Annotated in this window: 20 protein-coding genes and 1 riboswitch; of the genes, 9 read left to right on the top strand and 11 right to left on the bottom strand. The window is 55.8% G+C overall.

Annotated elements, in window-relative coordinates:
• Positions 1-64: 64 nt before the first annotated feature.
• The 4 genes from IE090_RS11300 to IE090_RS11315 all read right to left on the bottom strand — a co-directional run bounded on the left by IE090_RS11300 (position 65) and on the right by IE090_RS11315 (position 2,587).
• A complete protein-coding gene (locus tag IE090_RS11300) occupies positions 65-880 on the bottom strand; it encodes an endonuclease/exonuclease/phosphatase family protein (RefSeq protein ID WP_229815722.1) in 816 nt (271 codons plus the stop codon).
• Positions 870-1,502, bottom strand: coding sequence for a thiol:disulfide interchange protein DsbA/DsbL (locus tag IE090_RS11305; protein ID WP_189388498.1), 633 nt, complete (start codon positions 1,500-1,502; stop codon positions 870-872). Before IE090_RS11305 ends, IE090_RS11300 begins: the two co-directional genes overlap by 11 nt.
• 150 nt (positions 1,503-1,652) lie before the next feature.
• Positions 1,653-2,252 carry a c-type cytochrome gene (locus IE090_RS11310; RefSeq protein WP_189388499.1) on the bottom strand — a complete coding sequence of 200 codons (600 nt, stop codon included), beginning with the start codon at positions 2,250-2,252 and terminating at the stop codon, positions 1,653-1,655.
• Between the two features lie 32 nt (positions 2,253-2,284).
• The gene (locus IE090_RS11315) at positions 2,285-2,587 is read right to left on the bottom strand and encodes a c-type cytochrome (RefSeq protein ID WP_373296418.1); all 303 of its coding nucleotides are present in this window, start codon (positions 2,585-2,587) and stop codon (positions 2,285-2,287) included.
• Positions 2,588-2,725: 138 nt separating this feature from the next.
• On the opposite strand from IE090_RS11315, the gene yihA reads away from it, so the two are divergent.
• Positions 2,726-3,394, top strand: a complete 669-nt coding sequence (yihA, locus tag IE090_RS11320) for a ribosome biogenesis GTP-binding protein YihA/YsxC (protein ID WP_189388500.1) — start codon at positions 2,726-2,728, stop codon at positions 3,392-3,394.
• Positions 3,395-3,643: 249 nt separating this feature from the next.
• On the opposite strand, the gene polA is transcribed toward yihA, so the two are convergent.
• Positions 3,644-6,370, bottom strand: a complete 2,727-nt coding sequence (gene polA, locus IE090_RS11325; protein ID WP_189388501.1) for a DNA polymerase I — start codon at positions 6,368-6,370, stop codon at positions 3,644-3,646.
• Positions 6,371-6,466: 96 nt separating this feature from the next.
• Here polA and IE090_RS11330 point away from each other — a divergent pair, with 96 nt between their 5' ends.
• Both IE090_RS11330 and IE090_RS11335 read left to right on the top strand, forming a co-directional pair.
• Positions 6,467-6,736: a DUF2782 domain-containing protein gene (locus IE090_RS11330; protein WP_189388502.1), complete on the top strand. Its 270-nt coding sequence runs from the start codon at positions 6,467-6,469 to the stop codon at positions 6,734-6,736.
• 39 nt (positions 6,737-6,775) lie between these two features.
• Entirely contained in the window at positions 6,776-7,729 is a 954-nt protein-coding gene (locus IE090_RS11335; protein ID WP_189388503.1) for a homoserine kinase, read from the top strand.
• On the opposite strand, the gene IE090_RS11340 is transcribed toward IE090_RS11335, so the two are convergent.
• The 5 genes from IE090_RS11340 to IE090_RS11360 form a co-directional block, all read right to left on the bottom strand.
• The gene (locus IE090_RS11340; protein ID WP_189388504.1) at positions 7,714-8,529 is read right to left on the bottom strand and encodes a phosphotransferase; all 816 of its coding nucleotides are present in this window, start codon (positions 8,527-8,529) and stop codon (positions 7,714-7,716) included. The two genes, IE090_RS11335 and IE090_RS11340, sit on opposite strands and share 16 nt — an antisense overlap.
• The gene (pnuC, locus tag IE090_RS11345; protein WP_189388505.1) at positions 8,529-9,152 is read right to left on the bottom strand and encodes a nicotinamide riboside transporter PnuC; all 624 of its coding nucleotides are present in this window, start codon (positions 9,150-9,152) and stop codon (positions 8,529-8,531) included. Before pnuC ends, IE090_RS11340 begins: the two co-directional genes overlap by 1 nt.
• A 10-nt stretch (positions 9,153-9,162) precedes the next feature.
• Entirely contained in the window at positions 9,163-9,429 is a 267-nt protein-coding gene (locus IE090_RS11350) for a YkoF family thiamine/hydroxymethylpyrimidine-binding protein (RefSeq protein WP_189388506.1), read from the bottom strand.
• Positions 9,430-9,438: 9 nt separating this feature from the next.
• Positions 9,439-11,523, bottom strand: coding sequence for a TonB-dependent receptor (locus IE090_RS11355; protein ID WP_189388507.1), 2,085 nt, complete (start codon positions 11,521-11,523; stop codon positions 9,439-9,441).
• 111 nt (positions 11,524-11,634) lie between these two features.
• Positions 11,635-11,737, bottom strand: a riboswitch (TPP riboswitch).
• A 37-nt stretch (positions 11,738-11,774) separates the two neighbouring features.
• Positions 11,775-13,289 (bottom strand): hypothetical protein, encoded by a 1,515-nt coding sequence (locus tag IE090_RS11360; protein ID WP_189388508.1) that lies wholly within the window; start codon positions 13,287-13,289, stop codon positions 11,775-11,777.
• Positions 13,290-13,483: 194 nt separating this feature from the next.
• On the opposite strand from IE090_RS11360, the gene htpX reads away from it, so the two are divergent.
• Positions 13,484-14,371 carry a protease HtpX gene (gene htpX, locus IE090_RS11365; protein ID WP_189388509.1) on the top strand — a complete coding sequence of 296 codons (888 nt, stop codon included), beginning with the start codon at positions 13,484-13,486 and terminating at the stop codon, positions 14,369-14,371.
• A 31-nt stretch (positions 14,372-14,402) separates the two neighbouring features.
• On the opposite strand, the gene IE090_RS11370 is transcribed toward htpX, so the two are convergent.
• Entirely contained in the window at positions 14,403-14,951 is a 549-nt protein-coding gene (locus IE090_RS11370) for a gamma carbonic anhydrase family protein (protein ID WP_189388510.1), read from the bottom strand.
• 75 nt (positions 14,952-15,026) lie between these two features.
• Between IE090_RS11370 and prlC the strand changes: the two genes are divergently transcribed.
• From prlC to IE090_RS11395, 5 genes are all read left to right on the top strand, one after another.
• A complete protein-coding gene (gene prlC, locus IE090_RS11375) occupies positions 15,027-17,075 on the top strand; it encodes an oligopeptidase A (RefSeq protein WP_189388511.1) in 2,049 nt (682 codons plus the stop codon).
• Entirely contained in the window at positions 17,075-17,341 is a 267-nt protein-coding gene (locus IE090_RS11380) for a YheV family putative zinc ribbon protein (RefSeq protein WP_189388512.1), read from the top strand. The genes prlC and IE090_RS11380 overlap by 1 nt, the downstream gene beginning before the upstream one ends.
• A 283-nt stretch (positions 17,342-17,624) precedes the next feature.
• A complete protein-coding gene (locus tag IE090_RS11385) occupies positions 17,625-19,391 on the top strand; it encodes a COG3014 family protein (protein WP_189388513.1) in 1,767 nt (588 codons plus the stop codon).
• Between the two features lie 12 nt (positions 19,392-19,403).
• Positions 19,404-20,009 carry a penicillin-binding protein activator LpoB gene (locus IE090_RS11390; RefSeq protein ID WP_189388514.1) on the top strand — a complete coding sequence of 202 codons (606 nt, stop codon included), beginning with the start codon at positions 19,404-19,406 and terminating at the stop codon, positions 20,007-20,009.
• Positions 19,999-21,033 (top strand): LPP20 family lipoprotein, encoded by a 1,035-nt coding sequence (locus IE090_RS11395; RefSeq protein WP_189388515.1) that lies wholly within the window; start codon positions 19,999-20,001, stop codon positions 21,031-21,033. The genes IE090_RS11390 and IE090_RS11395 overlap by 11 nt, the downstream gene beginning before the upstream one ends.
• Positions 21,034-21,041 lie beyond the last annotated feature (8 nt).

Consider the following 21,041-nt stretch of genomic DNA (forward strand, 5'->3'; position numbering starts at 1 on the left):
ATTTAGAAATAAGAAATGGCCACGCCAAAGCTGTTGTAAAGGCCTGACGCCTACGCAGGTCGAACTACCCAGAGCTTGCCAAGGAGATTTCAGCCGCAACGGGCAAATGATCAGAAAGCGGGTGCTGGAGGGTCGCCAAACGCTCCAGTACCAGTTGCTCGCTGACAAATATATGGTCTAAGCCGCGCAATGGCCGCCAGCTGGGGTAGGTAGGCAAAGCCTGGGTCAATGGCTGCAGGCGCAGCTGTTTGAGCGGGCTGTGTTGCAATAAAACGTCCGCTTCCTGATTTAAATCGCCCATGATGATCAAGTGTTTTGCGTCCGCGACTTGGCGCACTAGAAAATCCAGCTGCGCAAACTGCGTTCGCTTGCCCAGCGCCAAATGCGTTACCGCCACGGTCACCTGCTGGTTATGCAACGGCAACTGCGCAATCATCAGCCCACGGCCGGGCAGCGCTCCGGGCAAAGCATGGCGATTGAGTTGCTGCACAGGCAAACGACTGAGCAAGCCATTGCTGTGCTGCGCTAATGCCCCTAGATTGCGATTTACTTGCTGATACCAATGAGGGAAGTCGGCTAACCGTGCTAAGTGCTCGACCTGATTGATGCGTCGACTGCGCCAGCTACCGGCATCGGCCTCTTGCAAAGCGACCACATCAAAGGGCTGAATCAACTCGACGATGTCGACCAGAGCTTGCTGCCGCTGTGCACTGGGTAATAAGTGCTGCCAGCTTTTAAGCAGATAGTCATGGTAACCGCGGGTGCGAATGCCGACCTGCATATTGAAGGTCAGCAGTCGCAAGGAATGCTCGCTGGCGGACGCTGCCGCCAGGAAGTCCTGCAGTGAGCGATACACTGCAGGGCAGGAGTTAGAGCGCACTGCGCTCCTGATCAATCAAATGATCGACCACTTCCAACATCGCTTTCTGGCTGCCGGCTTGCTGTGCCGTAACAATATATTTGCCCTGCACGATTAATGCTGGCACACCGCTAATTTTGAACGCGCGAATGCGCTGATCGGCGTTTTTCATACGGCTTTTCACCGTAAAGGAGTCATACGCTTTGTCGAAGTCTTCAGCGCTGACACCGGCTTTTTCAACCAAGAAGTCGCGCTGATCGTCTTTGTCCAACAGACGCTTACCGCCCACATTGATGGCATTAAAGATGTCTTCATGCACTTGATCCAGAACGCCCAACACATCCGCGACATGATACAACTGCGCATGCACCACCCACTGACGACCGAACATGGCCGGAACACCGGTAAACTGCACGTCGTCGGCTAGTTGCTTCTTCCAGGGCGACAAGACGCTCTCTAAGTGGAAGCAATGAGGGCAGCCATACCAGAAGGCTTCTTCCACATGGATTTTACCGTTTTGCTGCACCGGCACGGGTTCGTCCAATACCGTATAGTGCTTGCCTGCTTCATAGTCTGCTGCCTGAGCAGACATTGCTACTGTTGCCAGGGTCGCCAGCAACCATACTTTAATTCGAGATAACATCCCTAAACTCCAGCCTTAATTGATCAAGTAAAGACAGAGCGCATTGTTGCACAAAGGTTCCACAGCGCCCACAGAGGTGGCGCAAAGAAACGCAAGTACACCTTTGAGACATAAAAAAAGCGACCGAAGTCGCTTTTTTAACTGGTGCGCTTAGCGCAGACCCTGAATGTACGATGAAACCGCTTCGATTTCTTTATCGTGCATGCGCTCTGCGATCATACGCATCATCGCCGCTTGGTCGTTGTTGCGCTCACCTGAGCTGAAGTTATGCAGCTGCAGGGCCGTGTACTGATCGTGCTGACCGGCCAGACGCGGGAAGCCAGCCAGCTCCATGCCGCTACCATCCGGCAAGTGACATGCCTGACAAGCAGGAATGCCTTTTTCTTCAATACCAGCACGGAAAATACGCTCACCTAAATCAACCAACTCTTCTTTTGCACCGCCACTGGTAGGCGTTTGCTCAGCGAAGTAGGCGGCCAGATCAGCAATATTTTCGTCCGTCAGGTTCGTCACAAACGGCTGCATGGTCGGGACCGGACGAACACCGTCACGAATTTCGGTGATCTGCTTGATTAGGTAGCGCTCACCCTGGCCAGCGATTTTAGGGAAGGCTGGCGAGGGGCTGTTGCCGTCAGCACCATGGCAAGCGGCACAGGTAGCAGACAACGCTTTCCCGGCTTCAGCATCACCAGCGTGAGCCACGGACACCAGTCCGGCAGAAACTATCAGGCTAATCAACAGGTTTTTCATCGTCAGATCCAGGTTGTAAGTGAATTCTTCTGTTATTTCGGCGCAGCCATGTAGTTGATCAGCTGCTGATACTGCTCAGGCGTACAGTCCATGCACAAACCGCGCGGTGGCATGGCGCCTTTGCCGTTGGTGACGCTGGCTACAAGCGTGTCCATGCCTAGCGCCAAGCGTGGCTCCCAAGCAGCCGGATCAAAGGATTTTGGAGCACCGGCAACACCAGCAGCATGACATGCAGCACACGCCTGCTTGTACTTGGCATCCACATCAAAGGCCTGCACATTGGCGCTTAGGGCGGCAGCTGACAGGGCCGCTATCACAGTTAATTTTTTCATCATTGTGAGTCTCTCTCTGCTCAATTTTCGGAGTTGAAAATAGCGTCGCCTCGAACTCAGCGCTCTGTGATAGACTAGGAGCGTCATCCAAAGGCCCGCCATTATAAACATTAACTACCACACGGTCATTACGTTTACCCCATGTCAAAGCCGGATTCATTGACTTATACCAACACCCACTTCGAAATGAGCGCAGCCCGTCTGAGCCAATGCCCTATGGACATTCAACGCGAGGTGGCGTTCGCTGGCCGTTCTAATGCGGGTAAGTCTAGCGCCTTGAACTGTTTGACCGGCAATAAAAAACTGGCGCGCACCAGTAAAACGCCCGGCCGCACTCAGTTGATTAACTTTTTTCGCATTGCCGACACCCCGCTGGCGCTGGTCGACCTGCCAGGCTATGGCTACGCCAAGGTGCCCGTCGCCAAGAAAAACGAATGGCAAAAGGAGCTGGGCTTTTATCTGGATAAGCGCGAGTCGCTGGTCGGTCTGGTGCTGCTGATGGACATCCGTCATCCACTGAAAGAGTTTGACGTCGCCATGCTGGATTGGGCCACCGGCGCCAATATGCCGGTGCATGTCCTACTGACCAAGGCCGATAAGCTCAAGCGCGGCCCGGCACAAGCAGCCCTATTGCAAGTAAAAAAGGCGCTAAAGAGCTATAACACGCCAATGACGGCGCAGACCTTTTCTTCGCAATCCGGCGATGGCCTGAAACTGCTGCAGCAAACCCTGAATGGCTGGCTGCTGGCGGACGACGAAGGCGAAGACGACGACTTCATTCCCCCGCTGCCGGACCATCTACTGGATTGATCGTTTTTCAAACAAAGTCAGCTAACGATCCTGCGACATTCTGATTTTCTATCATTTGCGGCCACGCTTCTGGCCGCATTGTCTATATTGGAAATATGCCCATCGGGCATGTTGAAAAGCCGTTTTTTATTCTCTCTTGGTTCCATGAAGTAGTTGTACCTTCGGTCTTCCCCAATGACCCGAAGTTGACCCGGTCGCTCCCCCAATGGCGCCCGGGTCTTTTTTTATCCACACCGAAATGCAGCCCTATCAGTGCGCTTGCTGCCAGTTATCGCCAATGCCTGCTTCCACCAGCAGCGGTACTTTCAGCTCAGCGGCATCTTGCATTTGCTGCTTCAATGCTTCAGCCAAAGCCTCAGCCTGCTCGGCTTTGACTTCCAGTATCAATTCATCGTGCACCTGCATGATCAGGCGGGCATCAAAACCTGAGTCCGGCAGCCACTGGTGCACCGCCACCATGGCACGTTTGATGATGTCGGCAGCACTGCCCTGCATAGGGGCATTAATGGCGGTGCGCTCAGCGTGTTGGCGACGACCGACATTGCGCGAGCGAATGTCTGGCAAATACAAACGGCGGCCAAAGATGGTTTCAACATAACCCTGCTCTTTGGCCTGCTCGCGGGTGTTGTCCATGTAGTGGCGCACCCCCGGATAGCGTTCAAAGTACAAATCAACATACTGCTGTGCTTCGCTGCGACTGATACCTAGCTGACGCGCCAGGCCAAAGGCCGACATGCCATAAATCAGGCCAAAGTTAATGGCTTTGGCGCTGCGACGTTGGTTATCGCTGACCTCAGCTTCCGTTACTTCAAATACCTCGGCAGCGGTGGCACGGTGCACATCGCGTCCTTCGGCAAAGGCATTGAGCAGGCCGTCGTCGCCCGATAAATGCGCCATGATGCGCAGTTCAATCTGGCTGTAATCCGCTGCGACCAACTTGTAACCCTGTGGCGCAACAAAGGCTTCGCGAATGCGGCGGCCTTCATCCGAGCGAATGGGAATGTTCTGTAGATTCGGATCACTCGACGATAACCGCCCAGTAGCCGTCACCGCTTGATGATAAGAGGTGTGCACACGATTGCTGTCGGCAAAGGTCATGCTGGGCAATTTGTCGGTGTAAGTGCTTTTGAGCTTGGCCAGCCCGCGGTGCTCCATAATCAAGCGCGGTAGCTCATATTCCTCTGCCAGCTGCGCCAGCACTTCTTCTGCCGTTGATGGCGCGCCTTTGGGCGTCTTCTTAACCACGGGCAGCTTTTGCTTTTCAAACAAAATAGTGCCGAGCTGTTTGGGCGAGCTGAGGTTAAACACTTCACCCGCTTCGTTGTGCGCTTGCTGCTCCAGCTGCGCTAAGCGCTGCTCAATGGTTTGGCTTTGCTGATGCAGTAAGTCCGGGTCAATCAAGGCGCCGGTTTCTTCCATTTCACACAACACCGGCATGACCGGCATTTCGATGTCGGTAAAGACGCTTTTTAACGCCGGCTGTTGCTCTAACTTGGCCCACAGTAACTGGTGCAGGCGCAGGGTAATGTCGGCGTCTTCGGCGGCATAGGGGCCGGCTTGCTCGATGTCGATTTGATTGAAGGTTTTTTGCTTAGCGCCTTTGCCCGCAATGTCTTCAAAGCTGGTGCACTTATGGCCTAAGTATTTGAGCGCCAGGCTGTCCATATCATGACGGGTCGCGACGGAGTCCAGCACGTAGGATTCCAGCTGGGTATCAAACGCCACACCGCGCAACTGAATGCCGTGGTTGGCCAATACGTGCATATCGTATTTCATATGCTGACCGACTTTTTTCAGCTGCGGGTCTTCCAACAGCGGCTTGATCTGTGCCAACACGGCATCACAGTCGAGCTGCTCGGGAGCGCCTTCGTAATCGTGCGCCAGCGGTACATAAGCCGCTTTGCCGGGCTCAACGGCAAACGACACCCCCACAATGCGGGCCTGCTTGTAATTGAGAGAGGTGGTTTCGGTATCGAAGGCAAACAGCTCGCTGGCCTTGAGGCGCTCCAGCCAAGCATCCAGCTCGGTTTGAGCAAAGATAATGTCGTACTGGGTTTCAATAGCAATGGGGGTGGCTTCTTCTTCGCCAGCATCCGTTACGCTTTGTTGAGCGCTCAGCTCAGCTATCCAGGCTTTAAACTCCAATTGCTTGAACCAGTCCAACAGCGCTGCTTCGTCCTGTGGCTGGCTATGCAATTCAGTCAGGCCATGCTGCAGCTCGACATCGCACTTAATGGTGGCCAGCTCTTTCGATAAAAACGCCTGTTCTTTGTGCTCTTCGAGTTTCGGCGCCAGGGTTTTGGCACCGCGAAAATCGAGGGTTTTCACGTCATCTAGGCGCTCATAGACCGACTCCAAACTGCCTAGGCCAGCAATGAGGCCAACCGCCGTTTTTTCGCCGACTTTAGGCACGCCCGGAATGTTATCGACCTTATCGCCCATCAAAGCCAGGTAGTCGACGATGTGCTCCGGTGGAATGCCAAACTTTTCCTTCACCCCATCCACGTCCATAAAGGTGTCGGTCATGGTGTTGATCAGTGAAACGTGCGCATTCACCAGTTGCGCCATGTCTTTATCGCCAGTGGAGATAATCACATCTTGCTGATGCTCTAACGCTTGGCTAGCCAGAGTGCCAATGACGTCGTCGGCTTCGACCCCGTCTTCAATCAACAGCGGCAAGCCCATGGCGCGAATAATTTGGTGAATCGGCTCAATTTGCTCGCGCAGCTCTTCCGGCATGGGTGGCCGGTGCGCCTTGTACTCCGGGTAAATGTCATTGCGAAAGGTTTTGCCCTTGGCATCGAACACCACCACCAGCTGTGAACCTGGGTAGTCCTTTTGCAGGCGCTTGATCATGCTGATAACGCCCTTGACCGCATTGGTATGCAGACCGGAGGAGTTGGTGAGCAGAGGGATGGCATGAAAGGCCCGGAACAAATAGGAAGAGCCATCAACAAGAATCACTGGGTGCGACATGGAAGCGTTAGTCCTTGCGGCGAAAACTGGGGTTAAGCGGCGTTACGTCGTACAATGCATTGGTACCACGACCACGAACATGAGGCGCAGTCTACCATGAAGCATTTTCTCCGTCTGATTACCCTGGCTGCGCTGCTGCCACTGACTGCCAGCGCCGCACCGGGCGATGAAACCGTAGTGATTCGCAACGATGGCGACAAAACATTCTACGAATATCGCGTCAATGGCAAGATCACCGAGATCAAGGTCGTGCCCGAAGTCGGCAAGCCCTATTACCTGGTGCCCGACCAAAATGCTGATGGCGACTTTGTGCGCCGCGACCACCCTGAAATTCAGGCCCCCAAGTGGGTGATCTTTCGCTGGTAAGCCAGCAACGCCTTTGTTTAGCCGCAATTAAGAGCAGTTATGTCGGTTTATACCAGCTTAAGCCAAGCAGATATCGAAGCCCTGCTGGCTCAGTTCGACCTGGGTTCCTTGGTGTCTTTTAAAGGCATCGAAGCCGGAATTGAAAACACCAACTACTTTGTCACCGCCAGCCAGCAAGCCTGTGTGCTCACCATTTTTGAGCATCACGACAACGATGAAGTGGCAGACTTTATTCGCTTTGCCGTGCACTTGGGTGAAAAGGGCTTACTGGTGCCCGCCCCCATTGCCGACCGCCAAGGTCAGTGGCTGCACCAGCTGCATGGCAAACCAGCCATTTTGTGCCCATTACTGCACGGCCATCATATTACTCAGCCCAATGCTCAGCACTGCCACGCCATCGGCGCCACCTTGGCGCAGTTGCATTTGGCCGCCGCCGACCTAGAGGTTGAGCGCCCAGACCCACGCGGTTTCGACTGGTGGCAAGCCAACCATGCCAGCTTGGGTCAACACTTATCTGAGGCAGAGCAGCAACTGCTGGCCGATGAAGTGGCGTACCAACAGCAACAACAACCGCTGTGGCAATCCCTGCCGCATGGCTGGATTCACGGCGATATGTTTCACGACAATGCCTTGTTTGTCGACACCGATCAGGGCCCGCAAGTGGGCGCCATTTTGGATCTGTATAACGGCTGTCAGAACGCTTGGTTGTACGACCTCGCCATTGTGGCCAACGATTGGTGCAGCGATGTGCGCGGTCAATGGTATGACGGCCTGGTAGAAGCCCTGCATGCCGGCTATCAGTCGGTACGTCCGTTTACCGCTGAAGAGCATCAAGCCTGGCCTTTGGTGCTGCGCGGCTCGGCGTTGCGCTTTTGGCTCAGCCGCTTGCTGACGCAACAGCATCAGCAACAGCAGCAAGGTGAGCTGGCGTTGCAAAAAGACCCAGCGGAGCTGCGCGATAAGTTACTGCAACGCCGTCAGCTCAGCGCCTGAACGCCAATCAGGTAAGCCTCCAGCTCCAATTGCGTCCAGATGCCCTGGGCGCAATACCACAGCGCGGCGATAAACTGCAGCTGCGCCAAGGCAAACTGCCAAGCATCGTCATCACTGGCGCCGTAGGCCTGCAGCAAGCATTGCACCTGATCATCGGTTAAATTGGCATCCTGCACCAAGGCGGCCAAATCCCAGTAGGGATGACCCAACCCGGCATATTCCCAATCTAATAAACGCCAGCCGTCCGAGGTTTTCAGCCAGTTGCCCAAGGTCGGGTCCATATGGCAAATGCAGCGCTCGGGCGATGGCCAGCCTTGCAGCTGACGGCGCAAATCGGCCACCAGTTCACGCAATCGAGGGCTCGGCGTGCGCTGAGAGCAAATGCGGCGCCAATACAAATCCCCTTTGGCGATGATATCGACCTCAGGAATGCCACTAACGCTCAGCTGGTGCACGCGTTTGAGCAAGCTCGCCATTTGCTGCAAGACACTGTCGTCGAGCTGCTCCGGCTGCAGCAGCCAACCGCGCACATAATCGCGAATCCAATACTGGTCATCACGGCTGCGAAAACGCACCGGTGGCACCAAGCCCTCCACTGCCGCGACCTGGTGAATGCGATATTCCACCTCGCGATTGATGCCCAGTTGCTCGCTGTTGCCCGCCTCCATGCGCAGCACATAGCGGCTGGGCGGAATATCGAGCAACAGGCATTGGTTGGTCAGGCCGCCAGGGAGTGCTTCGGCGGCCTTGGGTGGCTGGCCAAAGCCCCACTGCGGCCACTGCTGCAATAGAGCCAGCATCAGGCGGCCACCATCTCAGCTTGCTGGTGAAAGTCGCGCCGCCACATAAACCAGCCGATCACAGCTAACACCAGATACACCGCCATTAACACGGCGGTTAAATACAGCTCTCGATCCAAGTACAGGACAATGGCGCAGCTGTTAAATACCTGCCAGTAGAGCCAGTTCTCCAGCACCTTGCGCGCCACCATAAAGGTAGTGATAACGCTGCCCCAGGTAGTGAATGAATCCAGGTAAGGCAGCGCTGCGTTGGTGTTGCGCTCCAGCAAAAAACCACTGACCAGCGTCAATGCCAGCACCAAGGCGATGACTCCCAAGTGCCGTGGCCAGGCCCAACTCACCACTGGGCGGGTTTCACGATTGGCGGTGGCACCGCTGCGCCATACCCACCAGCCGTAAATCGCCATCGCTAGGTAATACACGTTCAGCGCCGATTCCATCACGAGGCTGACGTCCCAAAACAACCAACTAAAAATGGCCGTGCTGCCGAAGGCGGCGTACCAGCACCAGTTGCTTTGGCGCATGGCCAGCACCAAATAGGCAATGCCCAACGCCACGGCGACCACTTCCCAGGGGCTCATCACTGCTGCGCCATTGAGCACACCTTGCCAAATCGATTCCATCTTCCTTTCCTTAGCCGTGGGGCTTGGTGGCCGGGTCGAGATTGGCGCCGATAAACTTGCACACGAAGATCGACTTACCGAACTCTTGCCAGCTGCGCAGCATCTCTGCTTTCAGCGTATCCATCACCAACTCATGCTCACCAAAGACCTGGGTGCTCATGGTATTCGTCACCAGCGTCAGGCCATCAATGGCATTAAGGCGGTCGATAAACGCTTTAATGGCGGGAATATAATCATCCGCCAGCGGGTATTTGCTGATTTCTACCGAGATTTGCATCGCGCTCTCCTAAAAGCTGTATTTGGCTTCCGCCATGACCAAGCGTGGCTGACCCAGTTGCACATAGCGGCTGCTGGCATAGCCATCACGCGGATCATTGCCAAAGCCGCCAAAGCCACGGGTTTCTACCTCCGCGTCAGTTAAATTGCGCCCGGCCAACGCCAGCTCCAATTGTTGCCACTGATAGCTCAAGCGCGCATGCCACAACACATAAGATTTGGAGCGTTCATCGTGGCTATCAGAAAAGTAAAACGCGTCTTTGGCTTCGCTTTCCAGCAGCAACGACCAGGCAGGCGCAAAGCGATACGTCATGGCCGCAGCCGCACTGTATTCGGGTGCATGCGATTGACTGCGGCCGTCTTTACTGAACTCACCGCCCTCCGTCTGGTAGGTATAGTCAACAAATTCGGTATCCAAGTAGCCTGCGCTCAACGCCAGATCGAGCTGCTCATGGGCACGCCAATTGGCCTCTAGCTCCACCCCTTGGTTGCGGCCCTCAGCGGCATTGGCCAGGTAATCCTGAAAGGTCAGTGAGTTGTCTTCATTTTGAATGGCGTAGGAGCTTTTCACCTGTTGGTCGCGGCGCTGAATATAAAACGCCGCCACCCGCGTGGTTAGGCGGTCATTCAGCAGGCTCGATTTCAACCCCAGCTCAGTGGTGAAGTTGATCTCAGTGTTAAAGGTACGATTGTCTTCGCTGATGTCCGGATCGGTATTGACGCCACCGGCCTTATAACCACGTGCCAGTGAGGCGTAGCCCATATGCTGTGGCGACAGCAGTACATCGAGTGTGAGCTTGCCACCCCACAGGGTTTCGCTGTCATCGGCGGCAACCTCATCACTGTCGCTAAAATCGTTGCGCCAGCGCTCCGCACGCGCGCCCCAGGTGAGGCTGACCAGCGGGCTAAACGCCGCGCTGGCTTCAGCATAAATAGAAGCCGAGCGCACCGCCAGATCACTGTCGTAGGGGCCATCGTTGTAGGTGTAATTGCGCGTCAGGGTTTCATCGCGCTGCATCAAATAAAGGCCGACGACCCAGCCCGTGCTGTTGGCAAACAAGCGGCCATCGGCGCCAGATAGCAGGCGCAAATCAGCGCTTAAACGCTCATAATCGCGCAAATATTCATCAAACGAGCTGTAACCATCCGGGTGAATGCCCTCATACGCCCAATCTTCGTCGTAACTGTATTCGCTGTCGCTGCTGCTGCCACTGAGCAGGGTTTCCAGACGCACGGCCGAGTTCAACTGGCGTTCGTAGGCCAGTGCCAGCGCCTGTGTTTGCTGAGCATCGGTGCCGGGCTCATCGGCCAAGCTGGTGCGGTCGTTGTCGTAATTAAAAGCGTCATAGCCGTTGTCAATGTCGGCATAGAGGTAAGTCAGCCGTGCTTCACTGGCGGCATCTGGTTGCATCGCTAACTTCAAGCGCAGCAGTTTTTCGCTCAGGTTCTGGGTATCGTCGCGGTCGAGAAACTCATTGTCGACGTAGCCGTCAGAGACGAAGGTGCGTGCACTCAAACGTCCTTGGGCGTTGTCGCTCAGGCTGCCACCCACAGCCCCTTCCAGCGAGCGGCTGGCGTAGTTACCGGCGTGGGCTTTTAAATAGCCCGAGCGCTCCTTGCTGGCAGCCGTGCTGGTGATGTTGATCATGCCTGCTAAGGCATTGGCACCAAAGCGCGTGCCCTGCGGGCCACGCAGGACTTCGACTTGCTCAACATCGAGCAAGCTCGCCACCGCTCCCAAGCCGGTCATGTCGATGCCGTCGATCATCAGGCCCACAGACGGGTTCACTGGGTCGACAAACTGACTGCGCTCGCCAATGCCGCGAATCTGCAAGAAGCGTCCGCGTGATGCACCCGCGGCAAAGTTCACATTGGGTGCCAGCGCCAATACCGACTCCAAGTGTTGCGCCGAGCGCTGCTCGACTTGCTGGCCAGAGACCACAGTGACGGCTTCGGGCAGGGCTTGAACATCGTTTTGGCGAAAATCGGCACTGACTTTGACGGGCTCAAATGTGACCTCATCGGCCTGTGCCAGAGCGGGTGCCAAGCAAGGCGTCAGAGCCACCATCAGAGCGAGGGGCTTGCGTGCAAACATGGTTGGATTCCTTATTCTGCCTGCCAAGCAGGCGACTTAACAAAGAAATCCGGTTGAGCGTAGGCCAGACAGAACAGCTGGCGAAGACGGTGAAGCGGCGCTTCGGCGAACCGATAACCCGCGGCCCATTCCTACGCCGGTATTAACCGGATCAGGTTCCAGGGTTTGCCGCTTAAAGCAGCATCTCAGGCCGTAGCCACCCCTTGGGACGGCGCCCATTGTACGTGCTGTACAAGGTCGGTTGGAAGGGTTCAGTGTTCACTGCGACGCGCAATGGCGGCTTTGGGCGGCTGCAGCACCAAAGCGCCCAACAAATCATCCACCAGCTGGCGGTTGAGCTGCTCCCCTGGTTGGTGCTCGCGGGCCACCAACTCGGTGAGCTCATGAAGGTGTTGTTGATGGTCGCCGCGCTGTTCATCGGCCACCAGCTCATCCGCCAGATAGGTTTGCTCACGCCGCTGCCATTGATAGTCATCCAATACCTGCAAACGCTGCAGTTGGCCTTGCTGGTAATCCGCCTCGACCATGCGCTCACTGCGTTGGGACAGGGTCACGTAGCGATAGCTCTGGCTGCCGAAATCTGGCGCATCGAGCCCAGGCGCAGCCTCATAAAAACTGGCATCGAGCTGGTATAACTGGGTCTGACGCAGCTGCAACTGTGAGCCTTGCTGCTTCACCTCGGTGTGCTGTTGCAGCTGCAGTTGGGTGGCGACCTTTTCATGGCGCTTGCTGGGGTCTGGGTTCGGGCGCTCAACGGGCGATTGATAGTGCAGCGAAAAATCCGCTACGCCGGTCATCAAACTTTGTGCAGCACCTGTCATCGCTACGATGCCACGATCCAGCGAACCACCTGCGGCTGCAGGCTGTTGCAGTAGCTCAAACGCCTGCGCCACCATGTTACGCACGCCATCTTTGACCTTGCCATCGCTTAAGCCAGAGTCAATCAGCTGCAAATACTGCTGCAGGCTGGCGGCTGACTGCTCAGCGTTAAGCGCGCTGCCCCAGCCGGCCGTGGCAACGGTTAAATCCAGCTGGTGGCCATTCCAGTCAAGTTTGAGCTGGCGCTGCTGCTCATCTTGCTGGAACTCAAGCTCCAGTTTTTGGCCGCTGTCGTTACTGAACTGAATACGCAACGACGCCAGCTGTGACCCTTGCGTCAGGCCCAATTTGCTCAAGTCAAAGTTGCCTTGCTCTAACTCGCTGGCCAAACCGTCGATGCGCTGCATCAGCTCGGCTAACTGCTGCTCTGCGTCGCTTAACGGCGCTGAAATGTGGCTATCAAAAGACGTGCGCTCGGCCTTCATGCCCTGCTTTTGACCATTCACGCTGGCTTCCACCACACCGCTCTCCTGCCGCCACTGCAGCGACACTTGGCGCCCGGAGCGCAGTGTCAGGTTGATGTCCAGCGCTTGCTCCTCGGTGCGCAGCAGCCATTTAGGTTGCTCGATTGGGCCATCCATATCGGGCAACAAGGAAGCGTATTGATAGCGGCTAATATCACTGTGCCCTCGGCCACTGCCCGTCGCCGCCTGGCTCCAAGCATCGCTCAGTTTGGGCATGCGGCTGAGGTCTGAGCGCAGTGCGACGCCATCCTTGTCACGTTGCTGCCACTGCACATACAGCCTTGGTGACTCCAGCAATGGCGGTGCAGGTTCTGATTCTGCCTTCGAGGACTCTAACTGAACCCGCGGCGCTGTCTGGGGCTGTTCGATGGGCGCCGACGTGAGCGGACGAGCGAATGCGAATGGTGTGCTGACAAGTTTCATCCTTGTGTCCTTTTCCATAGCAGCCGTAGCAACCACAACGGAGCGTTGCCGCTAACACTGACACTCTTGTTAACGGCCGGCCCAAGCCAAACTTCAATCGCACAATTCCTGACACACTGCTGTATTGATTTTGGCGTAAAAAACACAATATTGGCGCTATAGCACAACAACTGTGATAACCGGAGGACGCGCAGATGCTGCGTATTATTCTATTTCTGGCAACTAACCTGGCGGTCATCGCCGTTGCCAGCGTAACTCTGTCTTTGCTGGGCGTGGGCAGCTACTTGGAGCAATCCGGTGGCGGCTTGAACCTCACCAACTTGATGATCTTCTGCTTGGTGTTCGGCATGGCCGGCTCCTTCGTGTCATTGCTGATCTCCAAGTGGATGGCAAAGAAGTCGATGGGCGTGCAAATCATCGACCAACCACAAAATGCTGGCGAACAGTGGCTGGTGAGTAGCGTGAAAGAGCTGGCGGACAAGGCCGGTATTGGCATGCCGGAAGTGGGCATTTTCCATTCCGATGCGCCTAACGCCTTCGCCACGGGTTGGAATAAAAACGATGCCTTAGTGGCCGTTTCTACCGGTTTGCTGCAGCGCATGGACAAAGAGCAAGTCAAAGCCGTGCTGGGCCATGAAATCGGCCACGTCGCCAACGGTGATATGGTCACTCTGGCACTGATTCAGGGCGTGGTGAACGCCTTTGTTATGTTTTTTGCCCGCATCATCGGCAACTTTGTTGACCGAGTAGTGTTTAAAAACGAAGACGGCCCTGGCATCGCGTTTTTTGTCACCACCCTCATTGCCGAGGTGATTTTAGGCATTCTGGCCTCGACCATTGTTGCCTGGTTTAGCCGCCGCCGTGAGTACCGTGCCGACCAGGCTGGTGCCGAGTTGGTCAGCCCAGCTGCCATGATGAGTGCTTTGGCAGCGCTGCAGCAAAGCTACGATCAGCCATCCGACTTGAGCGGTGAGCTGGTGGCCTTTGGCATTCGCGGTGAGGGCAAACTGGCCGCCCTGATGGCCAGCCACCCGCCACTGGATCAGCGCATTAACGCCTTGCGCCAGCGCTACGCAGCCTAACCTAATTGAAAAGCCGCATCCGCGGCTTTTTTTATGCCTGGTCGTAGCCCTCGGCCAAGTGCTTATCTTTTAAGCGCACATAGTTGCCAGCACCGTAAGTGAAGAAACTGCGCTCTTTGTCGGTGATCGGGCGGGCCTTTTTTGCTGGGCTGCCAACATATAAATGGCCGCTTTCCAGCACCTTGCCCGGTGTGACCACTGCGCCGGCGGCCACGATGACCTCATCTTCCACCACAGCGCCATCCATAATCATGGATTTCATGCCGATCAATACTCGGTTGCCAACGCGACAGCCATGCAGCATGGCTTGGTGGCCGATGGTCACGTCATCGCCAATTTCCAATGGGTAGCCACCCGGGTTGTAGTCGCTGGCATGGGTAATGTGCAACACCGCGCCATCTTGCACACTGGTACGGGCGCCGATGCGAATATGGTGCATGTCGCCACGCACCACGGCTAACGGCCAAACTGAGCTGTCATCACCGATGCTGACATCGCCGATTACCACCGCCGTACGGTCCACAAACACACGTTCGCCAAGCTCAGGTGCCGTGCCTTGATAACTGCGAATATCTGCCATCACTGTTGTCTCTTGATTTGAATTTCCGCTATTTGACCCAATAACGGTAACGATGCCAAATTTTAGGAACGCCTCATGAGTAACCCGTTACTGCAGTCGCACACACTGCCTCCGTTCTCGGCCATTCGCCCAGAGCACATTCAGCCCGCCATTGAACAACTGTTAGAAAAAAACCGTCAGCGCATTGATGCCCTGCTCTCCAGTCAGCCTGACGCCAGTTGGGACAACCTGCTCGCCCCATTAGAGCAATGGGAAGACGAGCTGGCCCAAGCTTGGTCACCCGTGGGCCACTTAAATGGCACCATGAACTCAGATGAGCTGCGCGATGCTTACAACGCTTGCTTGCCTTTGCTCAGCCAGTACAGCACCGAAATGGGCCAAAACCGTGCCCTGTTTGATGCCTATAAAGCGGTGCGCGATTCGGCCGATTTCGAGCAATTAAGCCAAGCTAAGCAAACCGCCATTGAGCACGCGTTGCGCGACTTTCGCTTGGCGGGTGTCGACTTAGACGACGACAACAAGCGTCGCTTTGGTGAAATCAAACAGCGCTTGTCTGAGCTGACCAGCAAGTTTGGTGAAAACGTGCTCGATGCCACCCAAGCTTGGAACAAACACATCAGCGACGAAGCCCAACTGGCCGGCCTGCCCGACAGTGCCAAAGGCTTGCTGGCACAATTAGCCCAGCAGCAAGACCAAGATGGCTGGCTCATCACCTTAGACGCGCCGGCCTATTTGCCGATCATGAGCTACGCCGATGACCGCCAACTGCGTGAAGAGGTGTACACCGCCTTTATCACCCGCGCCTCTGAGTTGGGCCCCAATGGCGGTGAGTTCGACAACAGCGCCATCATGGACGAAATCCTTGAATTGCGCTTTGAGCTGGCGCAGTTGCTGGGCTTTGACAGCTATGCCGAATACTCCGTCGCCACCAAGATGGCCGCCAGCGCCGATGAAGTCATGACCTTCCTTAACGACCTGGCCACCCGCAGTAAGCCACAGGCGGAAAAAGAGTTTGCCGAGCTGCAGCAGTTTGCCGCCGCTGAGTTAGGTCTGACCGAGTTGCAGCCGTGGGACGTGACCTACGCGGCCGAAAAACTGCGCCAACAGCGCTACGCCATTTCCCAAGAAGACATTCGCCCTTATTTGCCCATCGACCGCGTGCTGAGCGGCATGTTTGAGGTGGTATCTCGCCTGTTTGGCGTGACCTTCGAAGAGCAAAGCGAGTTCGATAACTACCACCCGGATGTGCGCTTCTTCCACGTATTAAAAGACGGCCAGCAAGTGGCGGCTTTTTACCTCGACCTGTATGCCCGTGCGAAAAAACGCGGCGGTGCTTGGATGGACGATTGCCGCATTCGCCGCCAAACCGCCAATGGCTTGCAGCTGCCGGTGGCCTATCTGGTGTGCAACTTCAGCCCCGCCGTCGGCGATACGCCCGCTTTGCTGACCCACGACGAGCTGACCACCTTGTTCCACGAATTTGGCCACGGCTTGCACCACATGCTGACCCAAATCGACGTGGCGGCAGTCAGTGGCATTAACGGCGTTGCTTGGGATGCCGTCGAGCTGCCCAGCCAGTTCCTGGAGAACTGGTGCTATGAGCCGGAAGCGCTGGCGTTTATCAGCGGCCATTATGAAACCGGTGAGCCGCTGCCGCAGGCGCTGCTCGATAAGCTACTGGCCGCTAAGAACTTCCAAAGCGCCATGATGATGATGCGCCAGCTGGAATTTGCTTTATTCGACTTCCGCCTGCACCACGAATACCGCGATGACCACCGCATTGCCGTGCAAGACATCATCGATCAGGTGCGTGAGCAAGTAGCCGTCGTGCCCGTCGCCGACTGCAACCGCTTCCAGCATGGCTTTAGCCATATCTTTGCGGGCGGTTACGCAGCGGGCTACTACTCCTATAAATGGGCCGAGGTGTTAAGTGCGGACGCCTATTCGCGCTTTGAAGAAGAAGGCATCTTTAATACCGCCACCGGCGCTAGCTTTCGCGATCAGATTTTGGCCAACGGCGGCAGCCGTGAAGCGGCGGAACTGTTCAGCGCCTTCCGCGGTCGTAAGCCGTCAGTAGAGCCATTGTTACGCCACAGTGGCATTGTTGAGGAGAACGCCGCCTGATGAATAAACGTCGCTTTATCGCTGGGGCCGTGTGCCCCAAATGCGCCGCCATGGATCGCATCGTGATGTTCCGCAACGACGACGGCGACGATGTGCGCGAATGCATCGATTGCGGCTTCAGCCAAACCAGTCGCGAGCAAGAGCAGCAAGATGCCCAAGCAGCGGAGCTGGCTACCCGAGTAACACCGCAAGGTGGCAAAGCCGTGTTCGATGAAGGCGAGCAACCGCTGCGCATCTTGGGTAGTCCGACGGATAAAAGCGAATGATTTTCATCCACTAACGCGAAGTAAGGGCCATAGATTTTTATAATTGAATGGCCATTCAATCGCCAGTAAACTGCAGTCATCAGAATCAAACAGCACCCTAGCTGAAAAAGCCCCACTGGCACGGATGTCAGTGGGGCTTTTTATTACCAAACAGGAGTCATCCTGCGCAGCCGGTCACAAACCGGCGCGACATAGCTAAGACCTCTCGCGCCTATCTTGGCATTTGCCAAATGCTCAGGTTACACTGCCGCCACTTTTTTTCTGAGCATAGGGAGTTGCTGCTTTGCATACTGCTAATCATGGGCGTCCAACCCAACCTGCGTCCCGCTTTTTCACCACCTTAAAACGTACCCTTATCGTTACCGGTCTGGGCATCATGGCCACCGGCTGTGCCACCTATGGCAAGGGCGTGGAACAAGCTCTGTCGGAAGTGGAACAAGGCCAATACGTGGCGGCGGAAGCCAGTTTTAAGAAAACCCTCGACGCCGAGGGCAATGACCGCCTGCTGTATCACTTAGAGCTGGGCGTGGTTAAGCATCTACAAAACGACTTTGCCGCCAGTAACGAGTTACTGGAACAAGCCAGCCGCATTGCCGAAGACTTAGAAACCACCAGTGTCACCGACACCATGGCGGTGATGATGTCGAACCCTCGTCAAGGCCCCTACAGTGGTGCCGACTTTGAAAAGGTTTACATCAACTACTACAAAGCACTGAACTACTTTGGCCTAGCGCAACAAGCGCAAACCCGCACGGAATACTTGGCTGCCCTGGAAGGCGCACGCATCGAATCTCGTCGTTTGATCATTCGCCTAAACGACTTGAATACGCGCAAAGGCACCTACGCCGAGCAGGCTGAAAAAGACGACCAGCTGTTCAACAAAATCCTGAAAATCTTTGAAAAGCTGCAAGGCAACTTGGTCGATATGGACCAGCTGCAATACCGCGATGATGCCATGGCGCATTACCTCACCGGCATCAGCTTTGAAATGAATGGCGAATACGACAACGCCCGTATCAGCTATGAAAAAGCAGCGAAAAGCTACGAAGGCGGCTTTGTTAAGCAGTTCCGTCTGGATGAGGAAATGACCGAGCAAGCCTGGTTCGACGCCATTCGCATGATGTACAAAGATGGCCTTACCACCAAAGCGCGCAAAGCACGCAAAGACAAGCTGTCGCCAAAGCGTCAGACCGAGCTGAAGCGCTGGCTCAGCGATGACTTCGCGCAACTGGTGGTACTGGAGCACAAAGGCCTAGCACCCCAGCGTCGCGAAATGAACCTGAGCTTATCGGCCAACCCAACGCTGAAAGCCTTGGAGCTGACGCCGTACGCCTTCGCCACCGATCGCTACCAGCTGGCCTGGTTCTACTTGCTGTATGCCGACAAGGACTTTGTCGATGCCCTAGCTAATTACCTGAACGCGATGGAAGTTGGCATTGCGCTGAACAGCTTTACCAAAACTCAAACCCTAGGCCCACTGTGGGACACCGCGGTTGATTTGGGCGTAATCAACGCCATTGGCAGCTCCACCCGCGTGACCGTGCCTTATTACCGTCCGGTCAAACCATTAGGGCGCTCGGTATTAACGGTCAACGGCAACAGCAGTGATCTAATCAAAGCGTCTAACCCAGCGCAAATGGGTATTCAGGAGCAAATGACGCGCTCCTCCACCGACATTCAGCTGGCACTGGCACGCGCCGTGCTCAAAGGCTTGACCGCCGATACCGTGGGCAAAGCCGGTGGCTTCTTAAGCGTGGTCGGTACGGTTGGCAAGCTGACGGCGCAACTGACAGACGCCGCGGAAACCCGCAACTGGTTGCTGTTGCCCCAAGATATTCGCGTGCGCCGCGTACTATTAGAGCCAGGTCAGCATGAGCTAGAGCTGAACTCACAGTTGCACGGTAAGCAAATCCACCGCAACAGCATTACCATGGACGTCAAAGCCGGTGACATGCGTCTCTGGCGAGTACGTTCTCTCCCTAAAGCTGTCACCGGTGCCGCCGCGCCCGATGCAGCTCAAGAACCCGTTTTACAGACCGCTGAACATTAAGGAAGACTTGTTATGCCATTGAACATTACCCGCCTGACGACCCTGACCCTACTGGGCGCAGCACTGGCCGTGAGCAGCGGTTGTGCAACCAAGGTATCGCGCGTCGATACCAGCACCGAAATCGCTCTGTCTGACCGCTGGAATGCCAAAGACTCTGAGCTGGTCGCTAACGAAATGATCGACGATATGATGTCGTTCCCATGGGCGCGTGACTTCTCGCAGAACCACACGCGTCGTCCTACCATCATCATTTCTCGCATTGCTAACAAGTCGCACGAGCACATCGCCGTCGACACTTTCGTTAACGACGTTAAACGCGCCATCATTCGCTCTGGCCGTGCCGACTTCGTCGCTGGTGGTGCTGAGCGTGAAGCCATTCGTGCTGAGCGTCGCGATCAGGAAATGAATGCCCACAACGCCAAAGAAATGGGTCAAGAAAATGCCGCCGACTTTGCCCTGTCGGGCAGCATCAACTCCATCGTTGACCAGGTTGGCAACGATCGCGTGACCTTCTACCAAGTCGACATGAAGCTGATCGACATGCAATCTAACCGTGAAGTGTGGAACGGTCAGAAGAAGATCCAAAAACTGCAAGAGAAGAACTCGTTTGGCTTCTAAACCAGCCATACTGCTGGCGCTCACCGGCGGCTTAATGCTCGCCGGCTGCAGCAGCCAGCCCAGCCACGACGCTGGGCGCAGCACCGACCTGCCGATGTGGGTCGAGCAAGCGCCGCAGCGTGCTGGCTTCGCCTACGGCGTTGGCAGTATGGAAGTCTACGGTGATCCAGTAGAAGCACAGCAACGCGCGGCAGACTTAGCCCGTGCCGATCTGGTCAGCCAGCTTAAAGTCACCATCAGCGGTGACTTCGACAACCGCGTCACCGAACGCAGCGGCACCGGTCGCGAGACCGAAGTCGAGCGCGTGGTGCGCCAGCAAGTGCGCAGTCAAATCAAACCCGTTGAGCTGGATGAAGTTCGCATCAGTGAGCAGTACAGCGGCCAGTTTAACGGTCGCCAGTATGCCTATGCCCTGGCCGAGCTGGATCGCAGTGCGGCGTCAGCACGACTGAGACAGCGCATTGCCGATGTCGAGGCAAAGTTACAGCCTTTGGCCGCTAGCCAGCCGCAAGGTAGCCGCTTGCAGCGTTTGCAGCAGCTATTGCCGGCAATGCCGTTGTTTGAGCAGCGCCGCCAGCTGGCTGAGCAGTTGGCATTTGTATCGACCAGTCGCCGCAGCGAGCCGTTAGCCGATGAGTTGCAGCAACTGCAGCAGCGTATTTTTGCCTTAATCGGTGAATTGCAGGTCGCTGTGGTGGTGCGAGATCGCGACGCCCAAAAGCTAGAGACTTCGGTAATGGAAGCGCTGACCGAGCAAGGTTTGCGCATTCAAGCCGACGGTGCGGATCTGACCTTTGAGTTAGAAGCAGATATCAGTGGCCGCTATAGCAACCAGACCCATTATGTGTTTGCCGATTGCCGCGTGCGCATTGTCGATGGCGATGGTCGAGTGCTATCAGTATTTAGCGAACGCGCTAAAGGGGTGTCTGGCGTGTACGATATGGCACGTCAAAAAGCCGCCCAGCGCTTAGCCGATGCCATGAGCGATGCCTTTGCTGCCAGCCTCGTTGAAATGCTGAACTAGAAAAAAAG

It is taken from the genome of Bacterioplanes sanyensis, from assembly GCF_014652515.1.
Lineage (GTDB): Bacteria > Pseudomonadota > Gammaproteobacteria > Pseudomonadales > Oceanobacteraceae > Bacterioplanes > Bacterioplanes sanyensis.

Excerpts from the sequence above, each read along its gene's own strand:
- IE090_RS11305 (WP_189388498.1), bottom strand. The coding sequence starts at position 1,502 with ATGTTATCTCGAATTAAAGTATGGTTGCTGGCGACCCTGGCAACAGTA.
- IE090_RS11310 (WP_189388499.1), bottom strand. The coding sequence starts at position 2,252 with ATGAAAAACCTGTTGATTAGCCTGATAGTTTCTGCCGGACTGGTGTCC.
- IE090_RS11315 (WP_373296418.1), bottom strand. The coding sequence starts at position 2,587 with ATGATGAAAAAATTAACTGTGATAGCGGCCCTGTCAGCTGCCGCCCTA.
- yihA (WP_189388500.1), top strand. The coding sequence starts at position 2,726 with ATGTCAAAGCCGGATTCATTGACTTATACCAACACCCACTTCGAAATG.
- polA (WP_189388501.1), bottom strand. The coding sequence starts at position 6,370 with ATGTCGCACCCAGTGATTCTTGTTGATGGCTCTTCCTATTTGTTCCGG.
- IE090_RS11330 (WP_189388502.1), top strand. The coding sequence starts at position 6,467 with ATGAAGCATTTTCTCCGTCTGATTACCCTGGCTGCGCTGCTGCCACTG.
- IE090_RS11335 (WP_189388503.1), top strand. The coding sequence starts at position 6,776 with ATGTCGGTTTATACCAGCTTAAGCCAAGCAGATATCGAAGCCCTGCTG.
- IE090_RS11340 (WP_189388504.1), bottom strand. The coding sequence starts at position 8,529 with ATGCTGGCTCTATTGCAGCAGTGGCCGCAGTGGGGCTTTGGCCAGCCA.
- pnuC (WP_189388505.1), bottom strand. The coding sequence starts at position 9,152 with ATGGAATCGATTTGGCAAGGTGTGCTCAATGGCGCAGCAGTGATGAGC.
- IE090_RS11350 (WP_189388506.1), bottom strand. The coding sequence starts at position 9,429 with ATGCAAATCTCGGTAGAAATCAGCAAATACCCGCTGGCGGATGATTAT.
- IE090_RS11355 (WP_189388507.1), bottom strand. The coding sequence starts at position 11,523 with ATGTTTGCACGCAAGCCCCTCGCTCTGATGGTGGCTCTGACGCCTTGC.
- IE090_RS11360 (WP_189388508.1), bottom strand. The coding sequence starts at position 13,289 with ATGAAACTTGTCAGCACACCATTCGCATTCGCTCGTCCGCTCACGTCG.
- htpX (WP_189388509.1), top strand. The coding sequence starts at position 13,484 with ATGCTGCGTATTATTCTATTTCTGGCAACTAACCTGGCGGTCATCGCC.
- IE090_RS11370 (WP_189388510.1), bottom strand. The coding sequence starts at position 14,951 with ATGGCAGATATTCGCAGTTATCAAGGCACGGCACCTGAGCTTGGCGAA.
- prlC (WP_189388511.1), top strand. The coding sequence starts at position 15,027 with ATGAGTAACCCGTTACTGCAGTCGCACACACTGCCTCCGTTCTCGGCC.
- IE090_RS11380 (WP_189388512.1), top strand. The coding sequence starts at position 17,075 with ATGAATAAACGTCGCTTTATCGCTGGGGCCGTGTGCCCCAAATGCGCC.
- IE090_RS11390 (WP_189388514.1), top strand. The coding sequence starts at position 19,404 with ATGCCATTGAACATTACCCGCCTGACGACCCTGACCCTACTGGGCGCA.